Origin of the sequence: Novacetimonas hansenii (assembly GCF_014843995.1) — a bacterium.
Taxonomy (GTDB): domain Bacteria; phylum Pseudomonadota; class Alphaproteobacteria; order Acetobacterales; family Acetobacteraceae; genus Novacetimonas; species Novacetimonas hansenii.
Genome location: NZ_CP062147.1, coordinates 2,287,865 through 2,309,640, shown reverse-complemented (window position 1 = coordinate 2,309,640; position 21,776 = coordinate 2,287,865). Strand labels below are relative to the sequence as shown.

General features: G+C 59.8%; 18 protein-coding genes. 13 read left to right on the top strand and 5 right to left on the bottom strand.

The genetic code is table 11. From position 1 onward, the window contains the following. The 4 genes from rbbA to IFJ82_RS10185 are packed head-to-tail and all read left to right on the top strand — an operon-like array spanning position 1 to position 6,722. A complete protein-coding gene (gene rbbA / locus IFJ82_RS10200) occupies positions 1 to 2,739 on the top strand; it encodes a ribosome-associated ATPase/putative transporter RbbA (RefSeq protein ID WP_075631907.1) in 2,739 nt (912 codons plus the stop codon). 6 nt (positions 2,740 to 2,745) lie between these two features. Beyond that, positions 2,746 to 3,873: an ABC transporter permease gene (locus IFJ82_RS10195; RefSeq protein ID WP_062809211.1), complete on the top strand. Its 1,128-nt coding sequence runs from the start codon at positions 2,746 to 2,748 to the stop codon at positions 3,871 to 3,873. Further along, a complete protein-coding gene (locus IFJ82_RS10190; RefSeq protein WP_192264426.1) occupies positions 3,873 to 5,351 on the top strand; it encodes a TolC family protein in 1,479 nt (492 codons plus the stop codon). Before IFJ82_RS10195 ends, IFJ82_RS10190 begins: the two co-directional genes overlap by 1 nt. A 30-nt stretch (positions 5,352 to 5,381) precedes the next feature. Continuing rightward, positions 5,382 to 6,722: a GntT/GntP/DsdX family permease gene (locus IFJ82_RS10185; RefSeq protein ID WP_192264423.1), complete on the top strand. Its 1,341-nt coding sequence runs from the start codon at positions 5,382 to 5,384 to the stop codon at positions 6,720 to 6,722. 140 nt (positions 6,723 to 6,862) lie between these two features. Here the strand turns inward: IFJ82_RS10185 and IFJ82_RS10180 are convergent, their stop codons facing one another. Continuing rightward, complete coding sequence (locus tag IFJ82_RS10180) at positions 6,863 to 8,119, bottom strand: D-amino acid dehydrogenase (RefSeq protein ID WP_003619441.1); 1,257 nt, start codon at positions 8,117 to 8,119, stop codon at positions 6,863 to 6,865. A 42-nt stretch (positions 8,120 to 8,161) separates the two neighbouring features. Next, complete coding sequence (gene alr / locus IFJ82_RS10175) at positions 8,162 to 9,334, bottom strand: alanine racemase (protein WP_225578627.1); 1,173 nt, start codon at positions 9,332 to 9,334, stop codon at positions 8,162 to 8,164. Between the two features lie 111 nt (positions 9,335 to 9,445). Between alr and IFJ82_RS10170 the strand changes: the two genes are divergently transcribed. Beyond that, a complete protein-coding gene (locus IFJ82_RS10170) occupies positions 9,446 to 9,895 on the top strand; it encodes an Lrp/AsnC family transcriptional regulator (protein WP_040511870.1) in 450 nt (149 codons plus the stop codon). A 64-nt stretch (positions 9,896 to 9,959) separates the two neighbouring features. Here IFJ82_RS10170 and IFJ82_RS10165 read toward each other — a convergent pair whose 3' ends face one another. Next, the gene (locus IFJ82_RS10165) at positions 9,960 to 10,817 is read right to left on the bottom strand and encodes an MIP/aquaporin family protein (RefSeq protein ID WP_075595381.1); all 858 of its coding nucleotides are present in this window, start codon (positions 10,815 to 10,817) and stop codon (positions 9,960 to 9,962) included. A 436-nt stretch (positions 10,818 to 11,253) separates the two neighbouring features. Between IFJ82_RS10165 and glpD the strand changes: the two genes are divergently transcribed. The 5 genes from glpD (at position 11,254) to IFJ82_RS10140 (ending at position 17,487) form a co-directional block, all read left to right on the top strand. Further along, on the top strand, positions 11,254 to 12,816 hold the full coding sequence (gene glpD, locus IFJ82_RS10160; RefSeq protein ID WP_081380307.1) for a glycerol-3-phosphate dehydrogenase: 1,563 nt from the start codon (positions 11,254 to 11,256) through the stop codon (positions 12,814 to 12,816). Between the two features lie 69 nt (positions 12,817 to 12,885). Then, positions 12,886 to 14,385, top strand: coding sequence for a glycerol kinase GlpK (gene glpK, locus IFJ82_RS10155; RefSeq protein WP_003619450.1), 1,500 nt, complete (start codon positions 12,886 to 12,888; stop codon positions 14,383 to 14,385). A 37-nt stretch (positions 14,386 to 14,422) separates the two neighbouring features. Continuing rightward, positions 14,423 to 15,409: a class II fructose-bisphosphatase gene (glpX, locus tag IFJ82_RS10150; protein WP_003619452.1), complete on the top strand. Its 987-nt coding sequence runs from the start codon at positions 14,423 to 14,425 to the stop codon at positions 15,407 to 15,409. Between the two features lie 32 nt (positions 15,410 to 15,441). Continuing rightward, entirely contained in the window at positions 15,442 to 16,530 is a 1,089-nt protein-coding gene (gene fbaA / locus IFJ82_RS10145) for a class II fructose-bisphosphate aldolase (protein ID WP_192264407.1), read from the top strand. A 165-nt stretch (positions 16,531 to 16,695) separates the two neighbouring features. Continuing rightward, positions 16,696 to 17,487 (top strand): DeoR/GlpR family DNA-binding transcription regulator, encoded by a 792-nt coding sequence (locus IFJ82_RS10140; protein ID WP_003619455.1) that lies wholly within the window; start codon positions 16,696 to 16,698, stop codon positions 17,485 to 17,487. Between the two features lie 449 nt (positions 17,488 to 17,936). Here the strand turns inward: IFJ82_RS10140 and IFJ82_RS10135 are convergent, their stop codons facing one another. Beyond that, the gene (locus IFJ82_RS10135) at positions 17,937 to 18,491 is read right to left on the bottom strand and encodes a hypothetical protein (RefSeq protein ID WP_192264404.1); all 555 of its coding nucleotides are present in this window, start codon (positions 18,489 to 18,491) and stop codon (positions 17,937 to 17,939) included. A gap of 200 nt (positions 18,492 to 18,691) precedes the next feature. On the opposite strand from IFJ82_RS10135, the gene IFJ82_RS10130 reads away from it, so the two are divergent. The 3 genes from IFJ82_RS10130 (at position 18,692) to IFJ82_RS10120 (ending at position 20,869) form a co-directional block, all read left to right on the top strand. Further along, positions 18,692 to 18,841, top strand: coding sequence for a hypothetical protein (locus tag IFJ82_RS10130; RefSeq protein ID WP_175575079.1), 150 nt, complete (start codon positions 18,692 to 18,694; stop codon positions 18,839 to 18,841). A gap of 1 nt (position 18,842) precedes the next feature. Next, positions 18,843 to 20,123 (top strand): NAD(P)/FAD-dependent oxidoreductase, encoded by a 1,281-nt coding sequence (locus tag IFJ82_RS10125; protein ID WP_003619461.1) that lies wholly within the window; start codon positions 18,843 to 18,845, stop codon positions 20,121 to 20,123. Between the two features lie 68 nt (positions 20,124 to 20,191). Beyond that, positions 20,192 to 20,869, top strand: coding sequence for a FadR/GntR family transcriptional regulator (locus IFJ82_RS10120; protein WP_225578626.1), 678 nt, complete (start codon positions 20,192 to 20,194; stop codon positions 20,867 to 20,869). Positions 20,870 to 20,979: 110 nt separating this feature from the next. On the opposite strand, the gene IFJ82_RS10115 is transcribed toward IFJ82_RS10120, so the two are convergent. Continuing rightward, positions 20,980 to 21,731 (bottom strand): IS5 family transposase gene (locus tag IFJ82_RS10115; RefSeq protein WP_192264399.1). Its coding sequence is split into 2 segments (ribosomal slippage): positions 20,980 to 21,401 and positions 21,401 to 21,731, totalling 753 coding nucleotides; the frame shifts between segments, so codons are not numbered across the junction. Positions 21,732 to 21,776: the final 45 nt, after the last annotated feature.

The window sequence follows — 21,776 nt, the reverse complement described above, 5'->3', positions numbered from 1 at the left end:
ATGGGCGCGGGCACGCAACATGACACGGGAATTGTCATCAGGGGGCTGTCGCATCGCTATGGCGCGGTAAAGGCGCTCGATGACATCTCGCTCTCCCTTCCGGCGGGCACGACCATTGGCCTTGTGGGACCAGATGGGGTGGGCAAATCCACCTTGCTGGGCCTGATCGCGGGGGTTCGCCGCATGCAGGCGGGGCGGATCGAGGTGCTGGGTACCGACATGGCCGGGCGTGCGCAGCGCGAAGCCTTTTTGCCGCGTGTCGCATTCATGCCGCAAGGGTTGGGTCGCAACCTGTACCCGACCCTGTCGGTATGGGAAAATGTTGATTTCTTTGCCCGTCTGTTCGGCCTTGCAGCGCAGGAGCGCGAGGAGCGCATCACCCGCCTGCTGGAGGCGACGGGTCTTGCCCCGTTTCCCGACCGTCCGGCAGGTCATCTGTCGGGGGGCATGAAGCAGAAGGTCAGCCTGTGCTGTGCGCTGGTGCATGACCCGGACCTGCTGATCCTGGACGAGCCCACGACCGGTGTGGACCCGCTGTCGCGCCAGCAGTTCTGGACGCTGGTGAACCAGTTGCGTGGCGAACGTCCCACCATGACGGTCCTGGTCTCCACCGCGTATATGGAGGAGGCGGAGCATTTCGCCTATCTCGTCGCGATGGATGCGGGGCACGTGCTGATTGCGGACCAGACGGCCAACGTGCTGGCGCGAACGCACACCACATCGCTGGAGGCGGCGTATATTTCCCTCCTGCCTGCGGAAAAACGCGCCAATGCCACCGGTTTTTCCATCCCGCCCTATCATGATCCCGGCACGGCCCCCGCCATCATGGCGCAGAACCTGACCAAGCGGTTCGGTGATTTTGTCGCAGTGGATAATGTCAGCTTCCGCATCGGGCGGGGGGAGATATTCGGCTTCCTCGGCTCCAATGGCTGTGGCAAGTCCACGACCATGAAGATGCTGACCGGCCTGCTTGACGCCAGTAGCGGGACGGCGGAACTGTTCGGTCGTGCCATCACACCTGGCGATATGTCCACGCGCATGCGCATTGGTTACATGTCGCAGTCATTTTCGCTGTATGAGGAACTGAGCGTCCGGCAGAACCTGCGGCTTCAGGCGCGGCTTTATCGGATCCCTGCGCGCGATGCGACGCGGCGTGTGACGCAGGCATTGTCGGATTTCGAACTTGATGGCGTGGCCGATGTCCGTCCATCCGCCCTGCCGTTGGGTATTCGCCAGCGCCTTCAGCTTGCTGCGGCGTGTATCAATAATCCTGAAATCCTGATCCTTGACGAACCGACCTCCGGCGTGGACCCGGCGGCGCGTGACATGTTCTGGCGGCATCTGATCAAACTGTCACGGCAGGATCATGTCACGATCTTCGTTTCCACACACTTCATGAACGAGGCTGCACGCTGCGACCGGATTTCGCTGATGCATCGTGGCCGTGTGCTGGCGGTGGGCACCCCTGCGGAACTGGTCCACAGGCGCGGGGCAACAGATCTGGAGGCGGCGTTCATTGCCTACCTCAAGGAAGCGGAGGCCGAACCTGCCGGGACACCTGCGGCCGTCGCGCCGTCGCATCACGGGCATGCGTGGAAATGGCGGGGATGGCGTGGCGGGACGTGGCTGCCACGTGCATGGGCCTTTGCCCGGCGCGAGGCGGTGGAACTGCTGCGGGACCGTATGCGCCTGACCTTTGCCATTATCGGTCCGGTCGTGCTGCTGCTGATTGCCGCGTCGAGCATTTCCTTCGACGTTAATGGCGTATCCTTTACCGTGTGCGATCATGACCGTACCAGCATCAGCCATGACCTGATCGACAGTTTCCGTGGGTCGCCTTATTTCGTCGAAGCCGCACCATCCGAAGATCCGGCACGGATGGACCGTGCCCTGCATGACGGGCGTGCACAGCTGGGGCTGGATATCCCGCCCGGCTTTGCACGGGATATGGAGGCGGGGCGCCGTCCTGCCATTGGTGTGGTCATCGACGGTGCGGTGCCGTTCCTTGCGGCTGATGTGCGGGCCTATGTCGAAGGGGTGCTGGCGCAGTACGCGACGACGCTGGGGCGTGAACTGCCGCAGGCGGTGCGCGTGCCCGTCGTGCTGGAACCACGCTTTATCTATAATCAGGAATTCCGCAGTATCTATGCCATGACACCGGGGATGGTCATGCTGGCGCTGATCCTTATTCCCACGATGCTGACCGCACTTGGGGTCGTGCGGGAAAAGGAAATCGGCTCCATCGTCAATCTCTATGCCTCGCCCGCCACAGTGGGGCAGTATCTGGTGGGCAAGCAGGCCCCGTATGTTGCGCTGGCGACATGCAGTTATGTCGTGCTGGTGGTGCTGTCGGTTCTTGTGCTGGGTGTCCCGCTTAAGGGATCGTTCATCGCACTTAGTATCGGGGCACTTTTGTTCATACTTGGCGCCACGGGACTGGGGATGCTGATCTCCACCTTTGTCAATTCGCAGGTTGCGGCCATTTTTGGCACGGCCATCATCTGCCTGATCCCGGCGGTGAATTTCTCTGGCATGTTATATCCATCCTCCACCCTGACGGGGCTGAGCCGCCTTGTCGGGTTCGGGTTTCCGGCCGCATGGTTTCAGTTGATCAGCCTTGGCAGCTTTACCAAGGGCATGGGCGTTTTTGCCTTTATGCGGATGTATGCGGCGCTGGCGGGATTTGCCGCGTTCTACATGCTTGGTGCGCGCCTGTTGCTGAAGAAGCAGGAAGCATAGCCCCCGATGGGACGCTGGATCATCAATGTCGGCCTGCTGTGCGGCAAGGAGTTCCGCAGCCTGTTCAATGATGTCATCCTGCTCGGGTTGATTGTCTTTGCCTTTACGGCCGGGGTGCTGCTGGTGGCGAACGGGGTGCGTACCGATGTCTCCAACGCCACCATCGCCTTTGTGGATGAGGACCATTCCGCCCTGTCGCGTCGTCTGCATGATGCGGTGCTGCCACCTTATTTCAAGCCACCAGCCCTGATCGCGCGGGAGGATGCGTCGCGTCTGATGGACCGGGGCGATTATATCTTCGTCGTCGATATCCCCCCCCGGTTCGAGGCTGATGTGCTGGCGGGCCGCGCGCCTGCGGTGCAGATTCTGGTGGACGCCACGGCGATGACGCAGGCGGGGCTTGGCACGACGTATCTTGACGGAATTTTCATGGGAGAGGTCGAATCCGTCCTGCATTCGGCCCATCTGTCCGATGTCATCCCGTTTCGGGCTGAAAGCCGCATCCGCTTTAACCCCAACGGGGAATCGCAGTGGTTCACATCCGTGATGCAGATCGTGACGAACATTACCATCCTGTCGATCATTCTGGTGGGGGCGGCGGTCATCCGTGAGCGTGAGCATGGCACGATCGAACATCTTCTGGTCATGCCTGTTTCCGCCAGCGAGATTGCGATTTCCAAGATCGCGACCAACGGGTTCGTGATCTTTGTCGCCACCATGCTGTCATTATGGCTGGTGGTGCATGTGTGGCTTGGCGTGCCGCTGGCGGGATCGGTTCCGCTGTTTGCAGGATGCGCGCTGATCTATCTGTTCTCGGTGACGTCGCTTGGGATCATGTTGGCGACAGTGGCGCCGACGATGCCGCAGTTCGGGCTGCTGGCGGTGCCGGTCTATGCCGTGGCCTATCTTTTGTCGGGGGCGGCGACGCCGGTGGAAAACATGCCCACCGTGATCCGCATGATCGTGCGGTTCCTGCCCACGACACAGTTCGTGAACCTGTCGCAGGCCATTCTTTATCGCGGCGCGGGGCTGGGGACGATTGCTGTCCCATTGCTGACGATCGTGGTGACGGGGGTGGTCTTCCTGTTCTGTGCGCTCATGCGCTTCCGCTCCATGCTGGCAAGGCAGGGATAATGAAAAAGAGACTTTCGCGTAACATCAGCCTTGTGGCCGGCCTTGTGGTTACGGCGATGGCCGGTGGATGTTCGCCGTTCCATACCGCCGTTCCCTTATCGCGTGTGACACCCCCGTCGCATTTCGTGCAGGCCCCGGCCGGAACCGACCCGGCAACGGACCTTACGACATGGTGGCGATCATGGAATGACCCGGCCCTGACCCGGATGGTGGAGGCGGCACTTGCCGCAAATCCAGACATCCGTATTGCCCGTGACAATGTACTGCAGGCGCGTGCGGCGCATGTGATCGCGCGTTCGGCGCTGTATCCCACGGTCGGGGCGACAGGGAACATTGGCGGTGGCGGGATGAGCTGGCGCAATCCTGCCGCCCTGTCACAGATGTCCGACGGCGACCCGGCCAATGATGGCCATCTGGCAGGGATCGGGGCATCGTGGGAACCGGACCTGTTCGGTGGTCGCCATGCCGACAGCCGGGCCGCGCATGCGTTGATGTTGGGACAGCAGGCTGCATATCATGGCATGCAGATGCTGGTTGCGGCGGATGTGGCGGAAAACTATCTCCGGGCGCAGGGGATACAGCGTCAGATCGACCTGCTTGATCATAGTCTTGGTATATTGCAACGCCTGCGCACCTATACCCAGGCGCGCTTTGCGGCGGGGCAGGCGGTTTCGGCCGACATGCGCGCCGTGGATGAAAAACTGTCGCTTCAGCAGGCGCAACGTCCGTTGTTGGTGGCGGAATATGACCTGCATCGGCGCAGGCTTGCGATCCTGTCAGGCCAGGCGCCTGAAAGTGCGCCCTCACTGCCGTCGCCAGGCGCGTTCTTTGTGCCAGCCGCCCCCGTGGGGGAGATGCCCGACAGCGTGCTGGCCCGACGTCCCGATGTGCTGGCACGACGTGACGAGGTGGACGCGGCGCTGCAACGGCTCAAAAGCGCCAAGACAGACCTGTTGCCCCGTTTCGGGCTGGAATTTTTCGGGGGGGACGGGCGATTGCGCTTTGACGGTATTCCCGGGCTTTCGGGTACCGGTGGCCTGATCGCGCTGACGACTTACCTGCCGATCTTTACGGCCGGGCGCGTGCATGCACGCATCCATGCCGCCCATGCCCGCCTGGATGCCGCCGTGGCCGGGTATGACCGCACCGTCCTCAATGCTCTGGCAGAAGTCGAAGATGCGTATGAGGCCCGTACCAGTGCCGATGCCCGTGGCCATGACCTTGCCATTGCCGTGTCACAGGCGGGAAGTAACGTGCGCGATGTGACAGGCCTGTATGAAGGGGGGCAGCGCATGATGCAGGACATCCTGCGTGCCCGCCTTGATGAACTTGATGCGCGTGAACAGGTTCTGCGTAATGAGGAGATGCAGACATTGGCGAGCATCCATCTGGCGCGGGCGCTGGGTGGGGGCTGGGCACACGATGTCGGCGATGCCGCGCCTTTATCGTCGCAAGGGCATGCCCGGCCACATGGGTAACGCGCGCCAGTCAGGGGAGGATGCTGGCGGATGCCGGTTTCACTGGCCTTCCTGACCGTCGGGGCCTCCATCGCCATGGCGGTGGTCCTGATCCAGCGATGCAGGCTGCATCCGTTCATCGCCCTGTTCGTGACGTCGCTGTTCCTTGGCCTGTGCGCCGGCATGTCGCCCACGCATGTGATCGCTGCCTTTGAAAATGGGGCGGGGCAGGTTCTGGGGCAGGTCGCGTCGGTCATCGCGCTTGGTGCGATGTTGGGAAAGATGCTGGAGGTTTCAGGTGGGGCGGACCAGATTGCACTGACGGTCGTGCGTCTGTCGGGGCGGCAGCACATGGCATGGGCCATGATGGTGATCGGGTTGCTGGTCGGGATTTCTGTCTTCTTTACGGTCGGCTTTGTCGTTCTTGTCCCCCTGGCGATGTCGGTTGCGCGGCGGACCGGGTTGCCGATGCTGCGCGTGGCGCTGCCGATGACGGCGGCCCTGTCGGTGGTGCAGGGGCTGGTCCCGCCGCATCCCGGGGCAATGTTCGCGCTTGCGGCCTATCATGCGGATATCGGTCATCTGATCATGCTGGGTATTGCACTAAGCATTCCCATCGCCATCATATCCGGCCCGCTTTATGCAGCATTCATCGTTCCACGTCTGGCGGCCAACCCACATGATGCGGTTGCGGTCGCACCATCGCCCGCCCGGCGGTCCATGCCATCGTTTGCTGTCACGCTGCTGACGATGGTGGCGCCTGTCGCGCTGATGATGGGGGGATCCGTCGCGCGATTGGCCTGCGCACCGGGCAGTATATCGGGCACGGTCCTGCGTTTCGCCGGAGATGCCAATGTGGGGTTGGTGCTTTCGGTTATCCTGTCTTTCTATACCCTTGGCCTGCGGCAGGGGATGTCACGGCAGGAGATACTGCGGCTGAGTAATGACAGCCTTGGGCCACTGGCGTCATTGTTTCTGATGATTGGTGCAGGCGGCGGGTTCGGTCAGGAACTGATGGATAGCAGCCTGTCCACCACCATCACGACGGCTGCGATCGGGATGCATATTCCCGTCCTGCTGCTGGCGTGGCTGATGGCGGCGGCTCTGCGCCTTGCGGTGGGGTCGGCTACGGTTGCAATGGGGACCACCGCGGGTGTCGTCGGGCCGATGCTGTTGCATGGGCAGGGTGTGTCGCCAGAACTGATGGTCATCGTCACCGGCGCGGGGGCGGTGATGTTCGGACCATTGAATGATTCGGGCTTCTGGCAGGTCAAGGAGGCACTGGGCCTGAGCGTGCCGCAAACAATTGCCACGTGGTCGGTGATTGAAACGCTGATCGGGGTGAGCGGGCTGGTCCTGTGTGGCGTACTGTCGTGGGTCGGGCTGGGATAGGGGGGCTTTTTTTGAAACAGGTGGTGTTCCTGGCCTCTGGACGCCCTTGGATACAAATTTACCCGAATGCCTGTGCTATTGCCGCGATTGCTGGTTCCGGGAACCGGCGGCCGGACCTGGCCTGCCGGTTCCCGAAGGTTTCAGCGTCCGTACCTTACGAGGCCCAGATCCTCGAACGGGATTTCCGGCATGCGCCCGGACATGATATCCGCCAGCACACGGCCCGACCCGCAGGCCATGGTCCAGCCCAGCGTCCCATGGCCGGTATTGAGGAACAGGTTATCATAACGCGTGCGACCGATGATGGGCGTGCCATCGGGCGTCATGGGGCGCAGGCCCGTCCAGAATGTGGCATCCGACAGGTTGTTGCCACCGGGGAACAGGTCCGTCAGGGAATGTTCCAGCGTTTCGCGCCGGGGTTTGCGCAGGCGTGTGCTGAACCCGGCCAGTTCGGCTGTCCCGCCCACACGGGTCCGGTTGCCAAGGCGGGTGATCCCGATCTTGAACGTTTCATCCATCACCGTGGAAACCGGCGCGCGCGCCTCGTTAATGATCGGGGTGGTGATGGAGTAGCCCTTGACGGGATAGATCGGCAGGTCCAGTCCCAGCGCACGCACCATCGCGGGCGAATAACTGCCCAGTGACAGGACATAGGAATCCGCGCTCAGCAGGCCGCGGCTGGTCTGTACACCGGTGATTTTCCCGCCCTCGTTATGCAGGGCACGGATTTTCGTATCATACAGGAACGTTACCCCGGCCTTTTGCGCCATGGCGGCAAGGTTCTGCGTGAATTTGAACGCGTCTCCCGTTTCATCCCCCGGCAGGCGCAAGCCCCCGACGATCTTGTCACGTGCGCTGACCAGTCCAGGTTCCGCCGCGATACATCCGGCGGCGTCAAGCACTTCATACCCTACGTTATACTGTTCCAGCACACGGATATCGCCTGCGGCGGCATCCACCTGTTTTTGTGTGCGGAAAACCTGCAACGTACCCTGCTGGCGATCGTCATAGGTGATGCCGGTGCTTGAACGCAGGTCGCGCATGACATCGCGGCTATATTCCGCAAGGCGCACCATCCGCCCCTTGTTACGATCATAGGCGGCGGTCGTGCAGTTTTCGAGCATCTGCACCATCCACGACCACAGGTGCGGGTCCGGCATTGGCCAGAACACGAACGGGCGATATTTCATCAGCAGCCACTTGACGGATTTCAGCGGCACGCCCGGCCCGGCCCATGGGGCGGAATAACCGGGGGAGACCTGTCCCGCATTGGCGAAACTGGTTTCCAGACCGGCGGCGGGCTGACGGTCCACGACCGTCACCTCATGCCCCGCCTGCGCCAGGTACCACGCCGATGTAACGCCGACGACACCGCTGCCCAGAACGATGATTTTCATTGCGCTTGTGCTTTCGTGCAAAGGTAGGATTAAGGAAAAATATCAGCCCCCGGCCACATAGGTCCGGTGATAGCGATGGCCGAGCGATGTCAGGATCTCATAACCGATCGTGCCTGCGGCACGTGCTGCCGCATCGACATCATAATGCGGCCCAAGCAGGTCCACTGCCATGTCCGGACCCAGTTGCCCCACCGGGACGTCGGTGATGTCGATGGTGATCGAATCCATGGAAATACGGCCCAGGATCGGCAGGCGCGTCGCCCCGAACCATGCGGCGCCATGGTGTGCGCCCTGCCGCAGGCAGCCATCGGCATAGCCCGCCCCGATTGTTGCGATCCGGCGCGGGCCGGATGCACGATAGGTCAGGCCATATCCCACACCGTCACCGGCCACGATGTCACGGACCTGCAGGATACGTGCGCTAAGCCGGACGACCGGGCGCAGGGGATTGGCGGTGGCCTCGTTCGGGGCGATGCCATACAGCGCCGCACCGGGACGGACCATGTCGAAATGATAGTCTGGACCAAGGAAAATGCCCGAGGACGCCGAAAGCGCCAGCGGGGCGGCAGGCAGCATGGCCGCCATTTCCAACAGGCGCGCGCGTTGTTGCGCGTTGGCCGGATTTTGCGGTGTATCCGCACAGGCAAGGTGGCTGATGACCAGATCCGGACGGATCCCCGCCAGCAGGCCGGCATCATCGGCGATGGCGCGTACATCCGCCATCGACAGGCCAAAACGCGACATGCCTGTATCAAGCTGTATGACGGCAGGCAGCACCCTGTCCAGATGCCGCGCCAGCGCACGCCAGCCCGCGACCTGCCCGGCGGAGTTGAGGACAGGCGTCAGGTCGTGTGCGGTGAATTCCTCTTCCGTATCCGGCAGGGGGCCATGCAGGACGAAAATCCGCGTCGCGGGAGTGACATGACGACGCAGGGCGATCCCTTCTTCAAGGTGCGCGACATAGAAATGATCCGCGCCCGCGCGCTGCAATGCCGGGGCCACCTGCGCCAGGCCCAGCCCGTAGGCATCGGCCTTGACCACGGCGGCGCAGATTGTGGTGGGGCTGACCCTGTCGCGCACAAGGCGGTAATTGGCTGCAATCGCATCGAGGTCGATCCGCAGGGTCGCGCCAGCACGATGACGTGGCCAGTGCGAGGAAGCTGTGGTGGAAGGGGAAGGCGACACGGGCACGGATTCCGGCACAGTGGAAGGCATGAAAAATCCTATGCCGGATCAAAACGAAATGTCCTGCCATTCAATGGCAGAATATGCCAAGATATCGTCATGTCACGCACATAAATGCGAAGAATGGCGGAATATTGTATCATGATCGTGGACCGGGTGAATGATTCCATCCTGCGTCATCTCTCCCATGATGGACGGATGACGAACGCGGACCTTGCGCAGAAGGTCGGGCTGTCGCCCTCGGCATGCCTGCGGCGGGTCAAATTATTGGAAAAGCAGGGCATCATCTGCGGTTATCGTGCCATGATCGACGAACGTTCGGTCCATGGCATGACCACCGTGATCGTGCATATCACACTGGAACGCCAGACCGATGAATGTCAGCGCCGGTTCGAGGCAAGGGTGCGCGATTGTCCTGATGTGCGCGAATGCTACCTGATGACCGGGGATGCGGACTATCTCCTGCGGGTGGAGGTGCGTGACACCGCCGATTATGAACGTATCCATAAAGAGGAGCTGTCACGCATGCCCGGCGTTGCCCGTATCCAGAGCAATTTCGCCATTCGCACTGTCATTCGCAAACCATCATGAAAAAACGTCGGGCCGGATGACAGGAATGTCACCCGGCCCGATATGTTCCTGATATGTAAGGGTATCAGGGGATATGCAGGATGTCTTCGTGGTCGGTGACCTGTCCCGCTGTTGCCTGTTGTGCCGTGGTGGCAGCGTAACGGGGAATGAACGGACGCACCAGGAACTGATAGGCACCAGCCCCGATCACCCCGCCACACAGGGGGCCGACGATCGGGACCCACCAGAAATTGTCTGGTCCCGGCAGGGCGGAATATTTCCACCCGCTGAGGAAACAGAACAGGCGCGGCCCGAAATCACGGGCGGGGTTGATGGCCCATCCCTCCAGATAGCCCGCGCAGGCCCCGATGGACGCGACAAGCAATCCGATGATCAGCGCGCTGGAGTTTGCTTGCGGGGCCTGCGTGTTATATTCGCACGTCACGGCAAAGATGCCGAACAGCAGCAGTGCCGTCAGGATGACTTCATCCGCGAATGCGTGCATGGGGGTTACGAATTCCCCCGGATGGGTAAAGAATACACCTGCCGCCCCGCCATCAATCGCACGATCAAGGTGATGTGCCAGATTGTAATGGTCGATTACCGGTTGATACAGCGTATAGACAAGAATCGCCCCGATCAGGCCCCCCATGACCTGCGCCACGCAGTAGGGAAGCACTTTTTTCCATGGAAAGCCGCGATACAGCGCAAGAGAGATGGAAACCGCCGGATTGGCGTGGGTGCCCGATACGCTGCCGGTGATATAGATGGCAATGGTAACGCCAAGCCCCCAGACGATACAGACCCCCCAATATGACAGTTTATAGGGGCTGGGGTCATATAACGTGTACATGGCGGCAACGGAATCGCCGATCAGGACGATAATCATGACGGCGAGACATTCGGAGATCAGTTCCCCGAAGAATTGTCGGTTTGTGAACATCGGACCTACTTTGTTCTTTTATTATTCGGTCAATGGGAAACGGTCGGCATGGACCGCTGTCACGCGATCTTTGTGATCTATCATGTTCTTAAACGAACATATGAACCTTAAAAATGATTATTTTTGGTTCATAAGGAAATGTGATGAAAAATATTATATAATTTTTTATGAAACGCTGAATACATGCCCTTAACATGTTCTTATAAAGTATTTTGTGCATTGCAGCATTATATTGTGACATACGGGCGAATGCGCGGAATCGCGCATTCTTACCTGATGAAAAATGTCCATCGGCCTGATTTCTGCCAGAATAAGGTTTATATAGAATGGTTTTTATGGAATCCTTCACTTGATGTAGATCAATGAAATAAGTGCGGGACTGATGTTGATAACCCCTAAATGTTCGTTTACGAACATGGCAGGAGGAATTACGCACATGCTGTCCATGGATGAAACGTCCCAGGCATCGTCCGGGATGCCGCGCGATAACGGCACGACTGTTGATATGCTGATCGTGGGGGGAGGGATCAACGGTGCAGGCATCGCGCGCGATGCCGTCGGCCGTGGTGCCTCCGTCCTGCTGGTGGAGCAGGATGACTTTGCAAGTCATACCTCGTCCGCCAGCACAAAGCTGATTCACGGCGGCCTGCGTTATCTGGAATATTATGAATTCCGTCTGGTGCGCGAGGCCCTGATCGAACGTGAGCGGTTGCTGCGCATTGCGCCGCATATTATCTGGCCGATGCGTTTCATCCTGCCCCATACGCCACAGGCGCGACCGGCATGGATGCTGCGGGTCGGGCTGTTCCTGTACGACCATCTTGCGGGGAGGCAGATGACCCTGCCGAAGTCGAAATCTATCGACTTCACCACCAACCCGGTCGGCGCGCCGTTGAATGGCACATGTGTCAAAGGGTTTTCCTATTCCGATGGCTGGGTGCAGGACAGCCGCCTTGTGGTGCTCAATGCCATGGATGCCGCGGCGCGTGGGGCCGACATACGCACCCGTACCCGCATGCTTGGCGCGCGTCGCGTCGATGGCCTGTGGGAAGTGGAGATAGAGAACACCCGTGATGGCACGCGCGAAACCGTGCGTGCGCGCATTCTGGTCAATGCCGGTGGCCCATGGGTGAGCGAGATCCTGCGCGAGCGCGCCTGCATCCAGACCGATAAGCAGGTACGTCTTGTCAAGGGCAGTCACATCGTCGTGCCGCGCATATTTGAGGGTGATCAGGCCTATATCCTGCAGAACCCGGACAAGCGCATCGTATTCGCCATCCCGTACGAGCAGAAATTTACCCTGATCGGCACCACTGATGTCCCATGGACACAGGCACCGGGCAAGGTCGAGATCTCGGGCGAGGAAATCAGCTATCTGTGCGAAAGCGTCAGCCGCTATTTCAAGACGCCTGTGACACCCGCCGACGTGGTCTGGAGCTATGCCGGTGTGCGGCCGCTTTATGACGATGCTTCAAAAAATGCGTCGGCTGTGACACGTGATTATGTACTTGATATCGACGCCGCCAATGGGCAGGCCCCGTTGCTGTCGATCTTTGGGGGCAAGATCACGACCTATCGCCGCCTTGCCGAACATGCGATCGAAAAGCTGCGTCCTTTCCTGCCTGTCCTTTCGGCGTCCGGGTGGACGGCGGACCGGGTCCTGCCGGGCGGGGATCTTGGCGAAGGCGGGTTCGAAGGGGCGCTGGCGCGCTTTGCACGGGCGGCCCCGTTCCTGGATGCCAACCAGCACTGGCGCCTTGTGCGCAACTATGGATCGCGGGCGACGGACATCGTGGGCGATGCGAAATCGGCGGCGGATATGGGCGAAAGCTTCGGCGGTGGCCTGACTGCGCGTGAAATTGATTACCTCATGACGCACGAGCGCGCCGAAACTGCGCACGATATCCTGTGGCGCCGTTCGCGCATGGGTCTGCATGTCACGGATGAGGACGCCGCCCGCCTTGATGCCTATGTGCAGAAAAAGCTTCTGGCGCGTTGACATCCTTCATTGCGGCCTGACGTTGCCGCACTTTGCGATATCTGCATCCCGATGGGACAGGAGACGACAATGAACAAGAAGAACAAGATTCTCGCCATTGACCAGGGCACGACATCGACACGCAGCATCGTGTTCAATCGTGAAATTGCGGCACTTGCCACGGCGCGGGTGGAATTTCAGCAGCATTACCCGGACCATGGCTGGGTAGAACATGATCCCATCGAGATCTGGAGCAACGTCGTATCCACCGCGCGTGAGGCGATGGAACAGGTTGGCGGCGCGGAACAGATCGCGGCCATCGGGATCACGAACCAGCGTGAGACCATTGTCGTATGGGACCGCAAGACGGGCGAGCCGGTCCACCGTGCAATCGTGTGGCAGGACCGCCGGACGACGGCCCAGTGCGCGCGCATGCGTCAGGAGGGGCATGAGGCATTGGTGCGTGAACGGACGGGCCTGCTGCTTGATCCCTATTTTTCGGCGACCAAGCTTGCCTGGATTCTTGATAACGTCCCTGACGCCCGCCGCCGTGCAGAGGCCGGAGAGCTTGCGTGTGGTACCATCGACAGCTTCCTTCTGTGGCGGCTGACGGGGGGGAAGGTACACGCAACCGACATCACCAACGCCTCGCGGACATTGCTGTGCAATATCCATACCGGTGCGTGGGATGATGACCTGCTGAACCTGTTCCATATCCCGCGTGCGATCCTGCCGCGTATCCAGGGTAACAGCGAACCATTCGGCGAAACCGATCCCGCCCTGTTTGGCCACCCGATCATGGTGGCGGGGATGGCGGGGGACCAGAACGCGGCGCTGGTGGGGCAGGCATGTTTTGAACCGGGTATGGTCAAGGCCACATATGGCACGGGCTGCTTTGCGCTGCTTAATACTGGTGAGCGTCCGGTCATGTCGCACAACCGCATGCTGACGACCATCGGCTATCGCATCGGTGAGACCACCACCTATGCCCTCGAAGGGTCAATTTTTGTTGCAGGTGCCGCGATCCGCTGGCTGCGTGACGGGCTGAACCTCATTACCCATGCGTCACAGACGGATGATATGGCAACCCGCGTTCCACACAGCCATGGTGTTTATATGGTGCCGGGGTTCGTGGGTCTGGGCGCGCCGCACTGGGACCCGGATGCGCGCGGCCTGATCTGCGGGCTGACGCTGGATGCCACGGCGGCGCATATTGCGCGCGCGGCGCTGGAATCGGTGGCGTACCAGACGCTCGATCTGGTCGGGGCCATGTTCGAGGATGGTGGCGGGAAACTGAGCGCGCTGCGTGTTGATGGCGGGATGTCCGTCAATGACTGGTTCTGTCAGTTCCTTGCCGATATGCTCCAGACCCCGGTGGAGCGTCCCCGGCAGGTGGAAACCACCGCATTGGGTGCGGCATTCCTTGCGGGACTTGCCGTTGGGGTGTGGGATAGTATTCCTGAATTGGCCGGAACCTGGACACAGGGCCGCCTGTTTGAACCGGGGATGCCCGCCGATCAGCGCGATGTACTGGTCCAGGGGTGGCATCAGGCTGTGAAACGTACCTTGACCAGCACGGTCGCCGCTTGAGCGATCATAAGAAAATCATACAGGAAGGACTGTTTTAATGACCGTCACGCCAACCCACTATCAGGTCACCGACCGAAATCTTGCCCTTGAACTGGTGCGCGTGACGGAGGCGGCGGCTGTCGCGGCCTCTGCGTGGACCGGGCGCGGAAAGAAGAACGAGGCCGATGGCGCGGCGGTGGAGGCGATGCGACGCGCCTTTGACACAGTCGCCATCAACGGGACCGTCGTCATTGGCGAGGGCGAAATGGACGAGGCCCCGATGCTGTTCATCGGCGAGCGTGTAGGCGCGGGTGGTCCTGCGATGGACATCGCCGTGGACCCGCTGGAGGGGACCAACCTTTGCGCCAAGAACCTGCCCAACGCACTGACGGTGGTGGCGCTGGCGGAAGAGGGGCATTTCCTTCACGCGCCAGACATCTATATGGACAAGATTGTGGTGGGGCCGAACCTGCCGGAAAATGTCGTTGACCTTGATGCAAGTGTCGAAGCCAACCTCAAGGCCCTTGCCGCAGCCAAAGGCAAGGATATCCGTGAACTGATGCTGTGTACGCTGGATCGTCCCCGGCATGAGGACATTATCGGGCGGGCACGTTCGATGGGCGCACGCGTGACGCTGCTCAGCGATGGTGACGTGGCAGCCGCCATTGCCGCATGTCTTGAGAATAACGAGGTCGATATCTATCTCGGTTCCGGCGGGGCGCCCGAAGGTGTGCTGGCCGCTGCTGCCGTGCGGTGTGTGCATGGGCAGATGCAGGGGCGTCTTCTGTTTGAGGATGACACCCAGCTTGAACGTGCAAAGAAGATGAATCCCGGTGCGGACCCGTCGCGCAAGCTCGACCTGACGGACATTGCCAGTGGCGATGTGCTGTTTTCGGCAACCGGTGTTACGGGCGGCACGTTGCTGCGCGGGATTTCGCAGAACAACGGATGGACCATTACCCATTCGCTGGTCATGCGTTCAAAATCGGGAACTCTTCGCTTTGTCGAGGGGCATCACGATTTTTCCACCAAAACCTGGCGATAAAAAAACAAGAACAAAGAAAGGCTGGTTCGATCATGGCACATTCCGCACGTCCTTCCCTGCCTCCTGGGGTGGTTACGGGTGAAAACTATCGCAAGCTGGTCGCGACATGCTGTAGCGAGGGATATGCCCTGCCTGCGGTCAATGTCGTGGGCACCGACAGCATCAATGCCGTGCTGGAGGCCGCCGCCCGCAACCGTTCCGACGTCATTATCCAGATGTCGAACGGTGGCGCGCGTTTTTATGCGGGCGAGGGGATGAAGGACCAGCATCGCGCCCGTGTTCTGGGCGCGGTGGCGGCGGCGCGGCATGTGCATACGCTTGCGGCGGCATATGGGGTGTGCGTGATCCTGCATACCGATCATGCCGATCGCAAGCTTCTGCCGTGGGTGTCAGACCTGATCGACGAGAGTGAGGCCGCCGTCCATGCAACCGGGCAGCCGCTGTTTTCGTCGCACATGATCGATCTTTCAGCCGAGTCATTGGACGATAATATCGCTGAATGCGCCAGATTCCTGCGCCGCATGGCCCCGCTTGGGATCGGCCTTGAAATCGAACTTGGCGTTACCGGGGGCGAGGAAGATGGTATCGGGCATGACCTTGATGACGGTGCGGACAATGCCCATCTTTATACCCAACCGGCCGATGTGCTGCGTGCATATAACGAGCTTTCGCCGCTTGGGTTTGTCACGATCGCCGCGTCCTTTGGCAATGTGCATGGCGTGTATGCGCCGGGCAATGTGAAACTGCGTCCTGAAATCCTGCTGCATTCACAACAGGCCGTGTCAGAGGCGACGGGGCAGGGGGAGCGTCCGCTCGCACTTGTCTTCCATGGTGGTTCCGGCTCCGAACAGCGCCAGATTGCCGAGGCGGTGTCCTATGGTGTGTTCAAGATGAACATCGACACGGACATCCAGTTTGCCTTTGCCGAAGGTGTCGGGGGATATGTGCTGGAAAACCCTGAGGCATTCCGTCACCAGATATCGCCTTCCACCGGCAAGCCACTGAAAAAGGTCTATGACCCGCGCAAGTGGCTGCGTGTTGGTGAAAACAGCATCGTCTCCCGCCTTGATCAGACATTCGCAGATCTTGGGGCGACAGGCCGGACGGTTGCATCTTCCTGATCTGATGGTGTGATTTCAGTGTGATTTCAGGGGCCGGGGCGCGGGAGATATGTTCCGATGACCCGGCCCGCTGTTTTGCATGTTCCTGAATTGCTATAGATTACGATGACACCGCTCCTGTGCTTTGGGATCGGTAAAGAATGGCAAGAGCGGGATCGACGACGTATGGCCAGCGTATCGGCGGAAGAACGGCATCGCGAGATCATGGAACTCGTGCGCCTTCAGGGGTATGTCTCCAACGAAGACCTTGCCCAACGTCTGAATGTGGCGGTCCAGACCATCCGTCGTGATGTCAATGCCCTGGCGCGGCAGGGATTGGTGGCCCGTCACCATGGTGGGGCGGGGCTTGCGTCCTCGGTTGAAAATATTGCCTATGCCGAACGGCAGGTCCTGAATCGCAACGCCAAGGAAGCGATCGGACAGATCGCGGCACGCGCCATTCCCGACAATTCCTCCCTGTTCATCAGTATCGGCACCACGACCGAGGCATTCGCGCGGGCATTGCGCCAGCACAGGTCACTGCGGGTTATCACCAATAACCTGCATGTCGCCTCCACCCTGTCTTCACGCACTGATTTTCAGGTGATTGTCACCGGTGGGCAGGTGCGGTTTTCCGATGGGGGCATTACGGGCTCAACGGCCAGTTCCTCCATTGACCAGTATCGGACCGATTTCGCGGTGATCGGCATCAGCGGGATTGAGGAAGACGGTACGCTGCTGGATTTCGATGCAGATGAGATCAATATCGCGCAGGCGATGATGCGTAACGCGCGCAAGGTGTTTCTGCTGGCCGATCAAGGCAAGTTCGGGCGTCGCCCGATGGGGCGGTTGGGGCACCTGTCGAACATCCATGGATTTTTTACAGATCGTCCCCCATCGGCACGTATCCGGCAGGTTCTGCAGGACAATAAGGTACAATTGCATGTCGCGCAGGAGGCTGGCTCAAAACCGGATTGATGCCATAAGGGGGGCACTGCTTGCAGGAGGGGATTTTTCGGTGCGTCCGGCCGTAAAGGCGGGCGTTTTTACGTGCTGGAATGTAAATATTATCGCACATTATTATGATAGTTTTATGGGTATCTGATGATGGCCCGCATGGAATGGGAGCGTATTGAACGGGTTTGCAGTGAGAGAGTCTGGAGGTGCCATTTCCAAAATGGCAACATTTTGAAAAGTCTTGCCTAATAGAGATTGTTTGAAAACAACTCGTTGATAAAAAACAAGAAAAGTTTTTGGGTGCCGCCTTTTTCCAAAAAGGCGGCGTCTTCTGAAGCTTTTTGGGAAAAGCTTCACCAAAAAACCTTTATAATTTCAGTATGTTATCGATCATGACTTTTCAAACTGTCTCTTATGATTGACAGCGGATTGTCTAAATGCGTCCGCGATCCGGTCGGTGGGGGCCGGGGTTATGCACGTTCTGCCATCATGCGAATTCGGTTCAGCATGCGCCGCCGGATCAGGCCGCTGACAGGGCGTATGGCGTACCAGTAAGGGGCAAAACGACGACGTGAGGCGTGGGTAGGGCAATCGACACGCGTTTGTGTCACGACCCTGTTATAGGGATGGTCGGGGCACGTTCTGATGTGAAATCCCATGGCCAGCCGGCATATCCCAGTATGGTCGCATGCGGCAAAGGTTTCAGGCGACGGGATGGGGACAAGGCCATAATCGGCTTCCCAGAATGCGCCCATAAGGGCAAAGACAATCTCCACGTTGCCCTCTTGTCCCACGACAGTGAAATCATCAAGATCGAGCATCCGTCCGCCCCGCGTCCCCATCAGCCGGGCGGGCAGTTCGCGCATCCCTATTGCCATGCGCACCAGCGGGTCATGCCCGGCGCGATAGGCGCGGATGCTTTCCATGATATGTGCAGGCGATGCGCGGATTACGATATGGTGCGTTTCCATGAACTGGTAACGCGGCAGGATTATGTCCAGAAGGCCCGTCTGCGCTGTGTCCATTTCTGTCAGGGGCCTTCCTGTCCCGTTATTGTCGTGGCGTATCATCATGCCAGTTGCCATGCACTGATGTCCTGCATGGTTTTGAATAAAGATATTGTGCATATTGTTCCGGGGGCCTCATGCCGATCCATTCTGCGTGTCTGACGGGTGCGAACCGGCGCGCCGTTTTTTGATTTTGGTCACGGATAATGGGGTATAACGTGGGCCAGCCCCGGGGCAGGGCATTGTCCATGGTGTGTTTTTCACCACAGGACATGGCGGGTGTGTGCCCGATGAACCGGGGGATGGATGAGGCGGCGCGCGTCATATTGGCGGGTGGCTGGTCGTGCGAACGGGTTGGAGCAGAGTGAGATGGCGCAGAAGTTTCGGATCGTGATTGTTGGTGGTGGGGTCGCCGGGCTTGCGCTGGCCACCCGCCTTGGCAAATCGGTCGGGAAATCCGGGCGCGCGGAAATTACACTGGTGGACAAAAGTTTTGCCCATGTGTGGAAGCCGATGCTGCATTGCTTCGCCGCAGGCACGGCCGCCAACGAGAATGACCGGATCAGCTTCATGTCACAGGCGAGCCGTCATCATTTCGATTTCTGGCCCGGCGAGATTTCCGGCATGGACCGACGCGCCAGGACCATCACCCTTGCCCCGGTGATTGATCCGAATGGGGAGACGGTTCTTGATGAACGTACCCTTGACTATGACGCGGTCATCCTGTCGATCGGCAGCCGCGCCAATGATTTCGGCACGCCAGGTGTGGCCGAACATTGCATGTTCATTGATAACCTGGTCGATGCCAATGGTTTCAATGACCGGTTTCGCACGGAACTGCTCAAGGCGTTTGCCTATCACCGCGAACTTGATATCGCCATTGTGGGGGGCGGTGCGACCGGCACGCAGCTTGCCGCCGAGTTGCACAAGGCGCTGGGCCTTGCGGCACTGTACAGCTTTGGACAGAAACCGCCCGAACTGAAGATCACTTTGCTGGAAGCCGGTCCACGTATCCTGCCAGCCTTCCCCGAGGCCGTGTCCGAGGCGGCCATGAAACAGCTTGAGGCCATTGGCGTGGTGGTGAAAACCTCTGCCATGGTCAGTGGGGCGGATGAGAATGGGTTCATGCTCAAGGACGGTAGCCATGTCCCCGCGACATTGCGTGTCTGGGCAGCGGGGGTGAAGGCGCCCGATGTGACACGGAAATTCGGTGATATCAGGCTGTCGCGCTCTGGACAGTTGGAGGTGCGCCCGACCCTTCAGGTGACGGGGGATGACAATGTCTTCGCGATGGGGGACTGTGCCTTCATCGCGGAAAAGCCCGTGGCCCCCACCGCGCAGGCCGCCCGTCAGCAGGCCCACCATCTGGCGCGTCACCTGCCTGCGTGGATCGCCGGGCGTCCGCTGCCACCATTCGTGTTCAGTAACAAGGGCGCGGTCGTGGCGCTGGGGGATTACAATGGGTGGGGTACATTCCCCGGTGGAACCGTTTTTGGCGGAGGGTGGTTGCATGGGCTATCCGCGCGTCTGGTGCATCTGATGCTGTATCGCCAGCACCAGTTTGAACTTTACGGGCCGTTCCGTGGCATGGTCTCCTGCCTTGTGGACTGGCTTGATGTATTTGTCCGTCCTGCGGTCCGGCTCGACTGATTATGGGGGGGGCGCACTGGCGCGTATGACCCTGTTGCGTGCGGGGATTTTGGGATATGAAGCAGGTCATGTCTTCTTTTCCACCACTGCCGCGGCATTCCCTTGTGGAACAGGCCATTGCCTTCATGCGTGAACGCGTGGCGCAGGGGGCATGGGCCTTGGGGGAGCGTATCCCCAAGGAAACCGAACTGGCACACTTGTTGCAGGTTGGGCGCAATACCGTGCGCGAAGCCGTGCGCGTCCTGTCCCATGCGGGCATACTGGAGGTGCGGCAGGGGGATGGCACCTATGTAAGGTCCCGCACCGATCCTGCTGATGTCATCCATCGTATCAGCCGCTCCGGCCTGCGGGACCATTTCGAACTGCGTGTGGTGCTGGAGGCGGAGGCCGCCCGCCTTGCGGCCCTGCGCCGGACCGAACGTGACCTTGACCTTCTGGAAAAGCTGCTGTTGGCCCGGGGGGAGAAATCTTCCGATATGGATATGGAGGCATTTGTCGCGCGCGATACGGCCTTTCACCTTGCGATCGCGCAGGCGTCGCATAATACGGCGCTGAGTGAGCTTTACCGTTATTTTGTATCGGAAGTGCGTCGCGGCACCCATACCGCTGTGGTGGAACCGACTTTGCCCGAACCTGATCTTGCGGCGCATCAGCGTATTTTTGATGCAATCCGCAATCAGGATGCGTCCGGGGCGGAACATGCCGCCCGTGCCGCCGTGGAAGGGTTGATTACCGCAATGTCCTGATCCTGGCGAGAGATTCCAGAATAATCATCGTCAGGAAACGGGGGAAGTGTTGGGTCGGGCGTTTGCCAACAGCCCTGAAAAACATGGTGTCATTCAGGGCGTGTTGGGAATTATCGTGAATTGATGATAGCGGCTGTGAGATAGATCATGGCTGCGAATGATCTGTCAGTCTTCTCACTTCGCATTGCGATACGCTTGAACTCCTTGAGCTTGCAGAAGAAGTTCTCGATGAGATGGCGCGCCTTGAACAGGGCGGCATCGAACGGGCGCCTGTCGAGGCGGTTCTTGCGCTGGGGAATGACTACACAGGCGCCTTGCGCATGTAGGGCATCCACGATCCAGTGGACATCAAACGCCTTGTCGGCAAGAAGCGCCTTGAAATCCGCCGGTTCCAGAAGGGGCGCAACCCCGACCGTGTCGTAATGCTGGCCGGGGATCAGCGTGAAGCGGACCAGATTGCCCAGGACGTCGGTCATGGCGATGATCTTGGTCGACCATCCCGTCACACTGCGTCCTATCGCCTGGCTTCGGGTCCCCCTTTTGCGCCCTGGCCGTGGCGATGAACCCGAACCACCGTGCCGTCAATCATCGCATATTCCATGTCGGCATCGTCAGAGACGGCCTCAAAAATTTTCTGGAAAACTCCGGCTTTCGTCCAGTCGCTGTAGCGCGAGTAAACCGAGTTCCAATGCCCGAAATATGTCGGAAGGTCCCGCCATGGACTGCCCGTCCGCGCAATCCATAAGACCGCCTCGATAAAGAGGCGGTTATCCTTCCCGTTGCGCCCGCGATCCGTCTTCTTGCCAAGGCACAGCGGTTCCATCTTCGCCCATTGGGCATCCGTCAGTATGAAGCGATCCATATGATCTTTGAAACACATCTGGGTCCTTTAGAAAACTTAATTCCA

Bases quoted from the DNA above. Each gene is read 5' to 3' on its own strand.
- glpD (WP_081380307.1), top strand. From the start codon at position 11,254: ATGCTGTCCATGGATGAAACGTCCCAGGCATCGTCCGGGATGCCGCGC.
- IFJ82_RS10190 (WP_192264426.1), top strand. From the start codon at position 3,873: ATGAAAAAGAGACTTTCGCGTAACATCAGCCTTGTGGCCGGCCTTGTG.
- IFJ82_RS10165 (WP_075595381.1), bottom strand. From the start codon at position 10,817: ATGTTCACAAACCGACAATTCTTCGGGGAACTGATCTCCGAATGTCTC.
- rbbA (WP_075631907.1), top strand. From the start codon at position 1: ATGGGCGCGGGCACGCAACATGACACGGGAATTGTCATCAGGGGGCTG.
- IFJ82_RS10195 (WP_062809211.1), top strand. From the start codon at position 2,746: ATGGGACGCTGGATCATCAATGTCGGCCTGCTGTGCGGCAAGGAGTTC.
- IFJ82_RS10180 (WP_003619441.1), bottom strand. From the start codon at position 8,119: ATGAAAATCATCGTTCTGGGCAGCGGTGTCGTCGGCGTTACATCGGCG.
- alr (WP_225578627.1), bottom strand. From the start codon at position 9,334: ATGCCTTCCACTGTGCCGGAATCCGTGCCCGTGTCGCCTTCCCCTTCC.
- IFJ82_RS10125 (WP_003619461.1), top strand. From the start codon at position 18,843: ATGGCGCAGAAGTTTCGGATCGTGATTGTTGGTGGTGGGGTCGCCGGG.
- fbaA (WP_192264407.1), top strand. From the start codon at position 15,442: ATGGCACATTCCGCACGTCCTTCCCTGCCTCCTGGGGTGGTTACGGGT.
- IFJ82_RS10140 (WP_003619455.1), top strand. From the start codon at position 16,696: ATGGCCAGCGTATCGGCGGAAGAACGGCATCGCGAGATCATGGAACTC.
- glpK (WP_003619450.1), top strand. From the start codon at position 12,886: ATGAACAAGAAGAACAAGATTCTCGCCATTGACCAGGGCACGACATCG.
- IFJ82_RS10120 (WP_225578626.1), top strand. From the start codon at position 20,192: ATGTCTTCTTTTCCACCACTGCCGCGGCATTCCCTTGTGGAACAGGCC.
- IFJ82_RS10185 (WP_192264423.1), top strand. From the start codon at position 5,382: ATGCCGGTTTCACTGGCCTTCCTGACCGTCGGGGCCTCCATCGCCATG.
- IFJ82_RS10170 (WP_040511870.1), top strand. From the start codon at position 9,446: ATGATCGTGGACCGGGTGAATGATTCCATCCTGCGTCATCTCTCCCAT.
- glpX (WP_003619452.1), top strand. From the start codon at position 14,423: ATGACCGTCACGCCAACCCACTATCAGGTCACCGACCGAAATCTTGCC.
- IFJ82_RS10135 (WP_192264404.1), bottom strand. From the start codon at position 18,491: ATGGACACAGCGCAGACGGGCCTTCTGGACATAATCCTGCCGCGTTAC.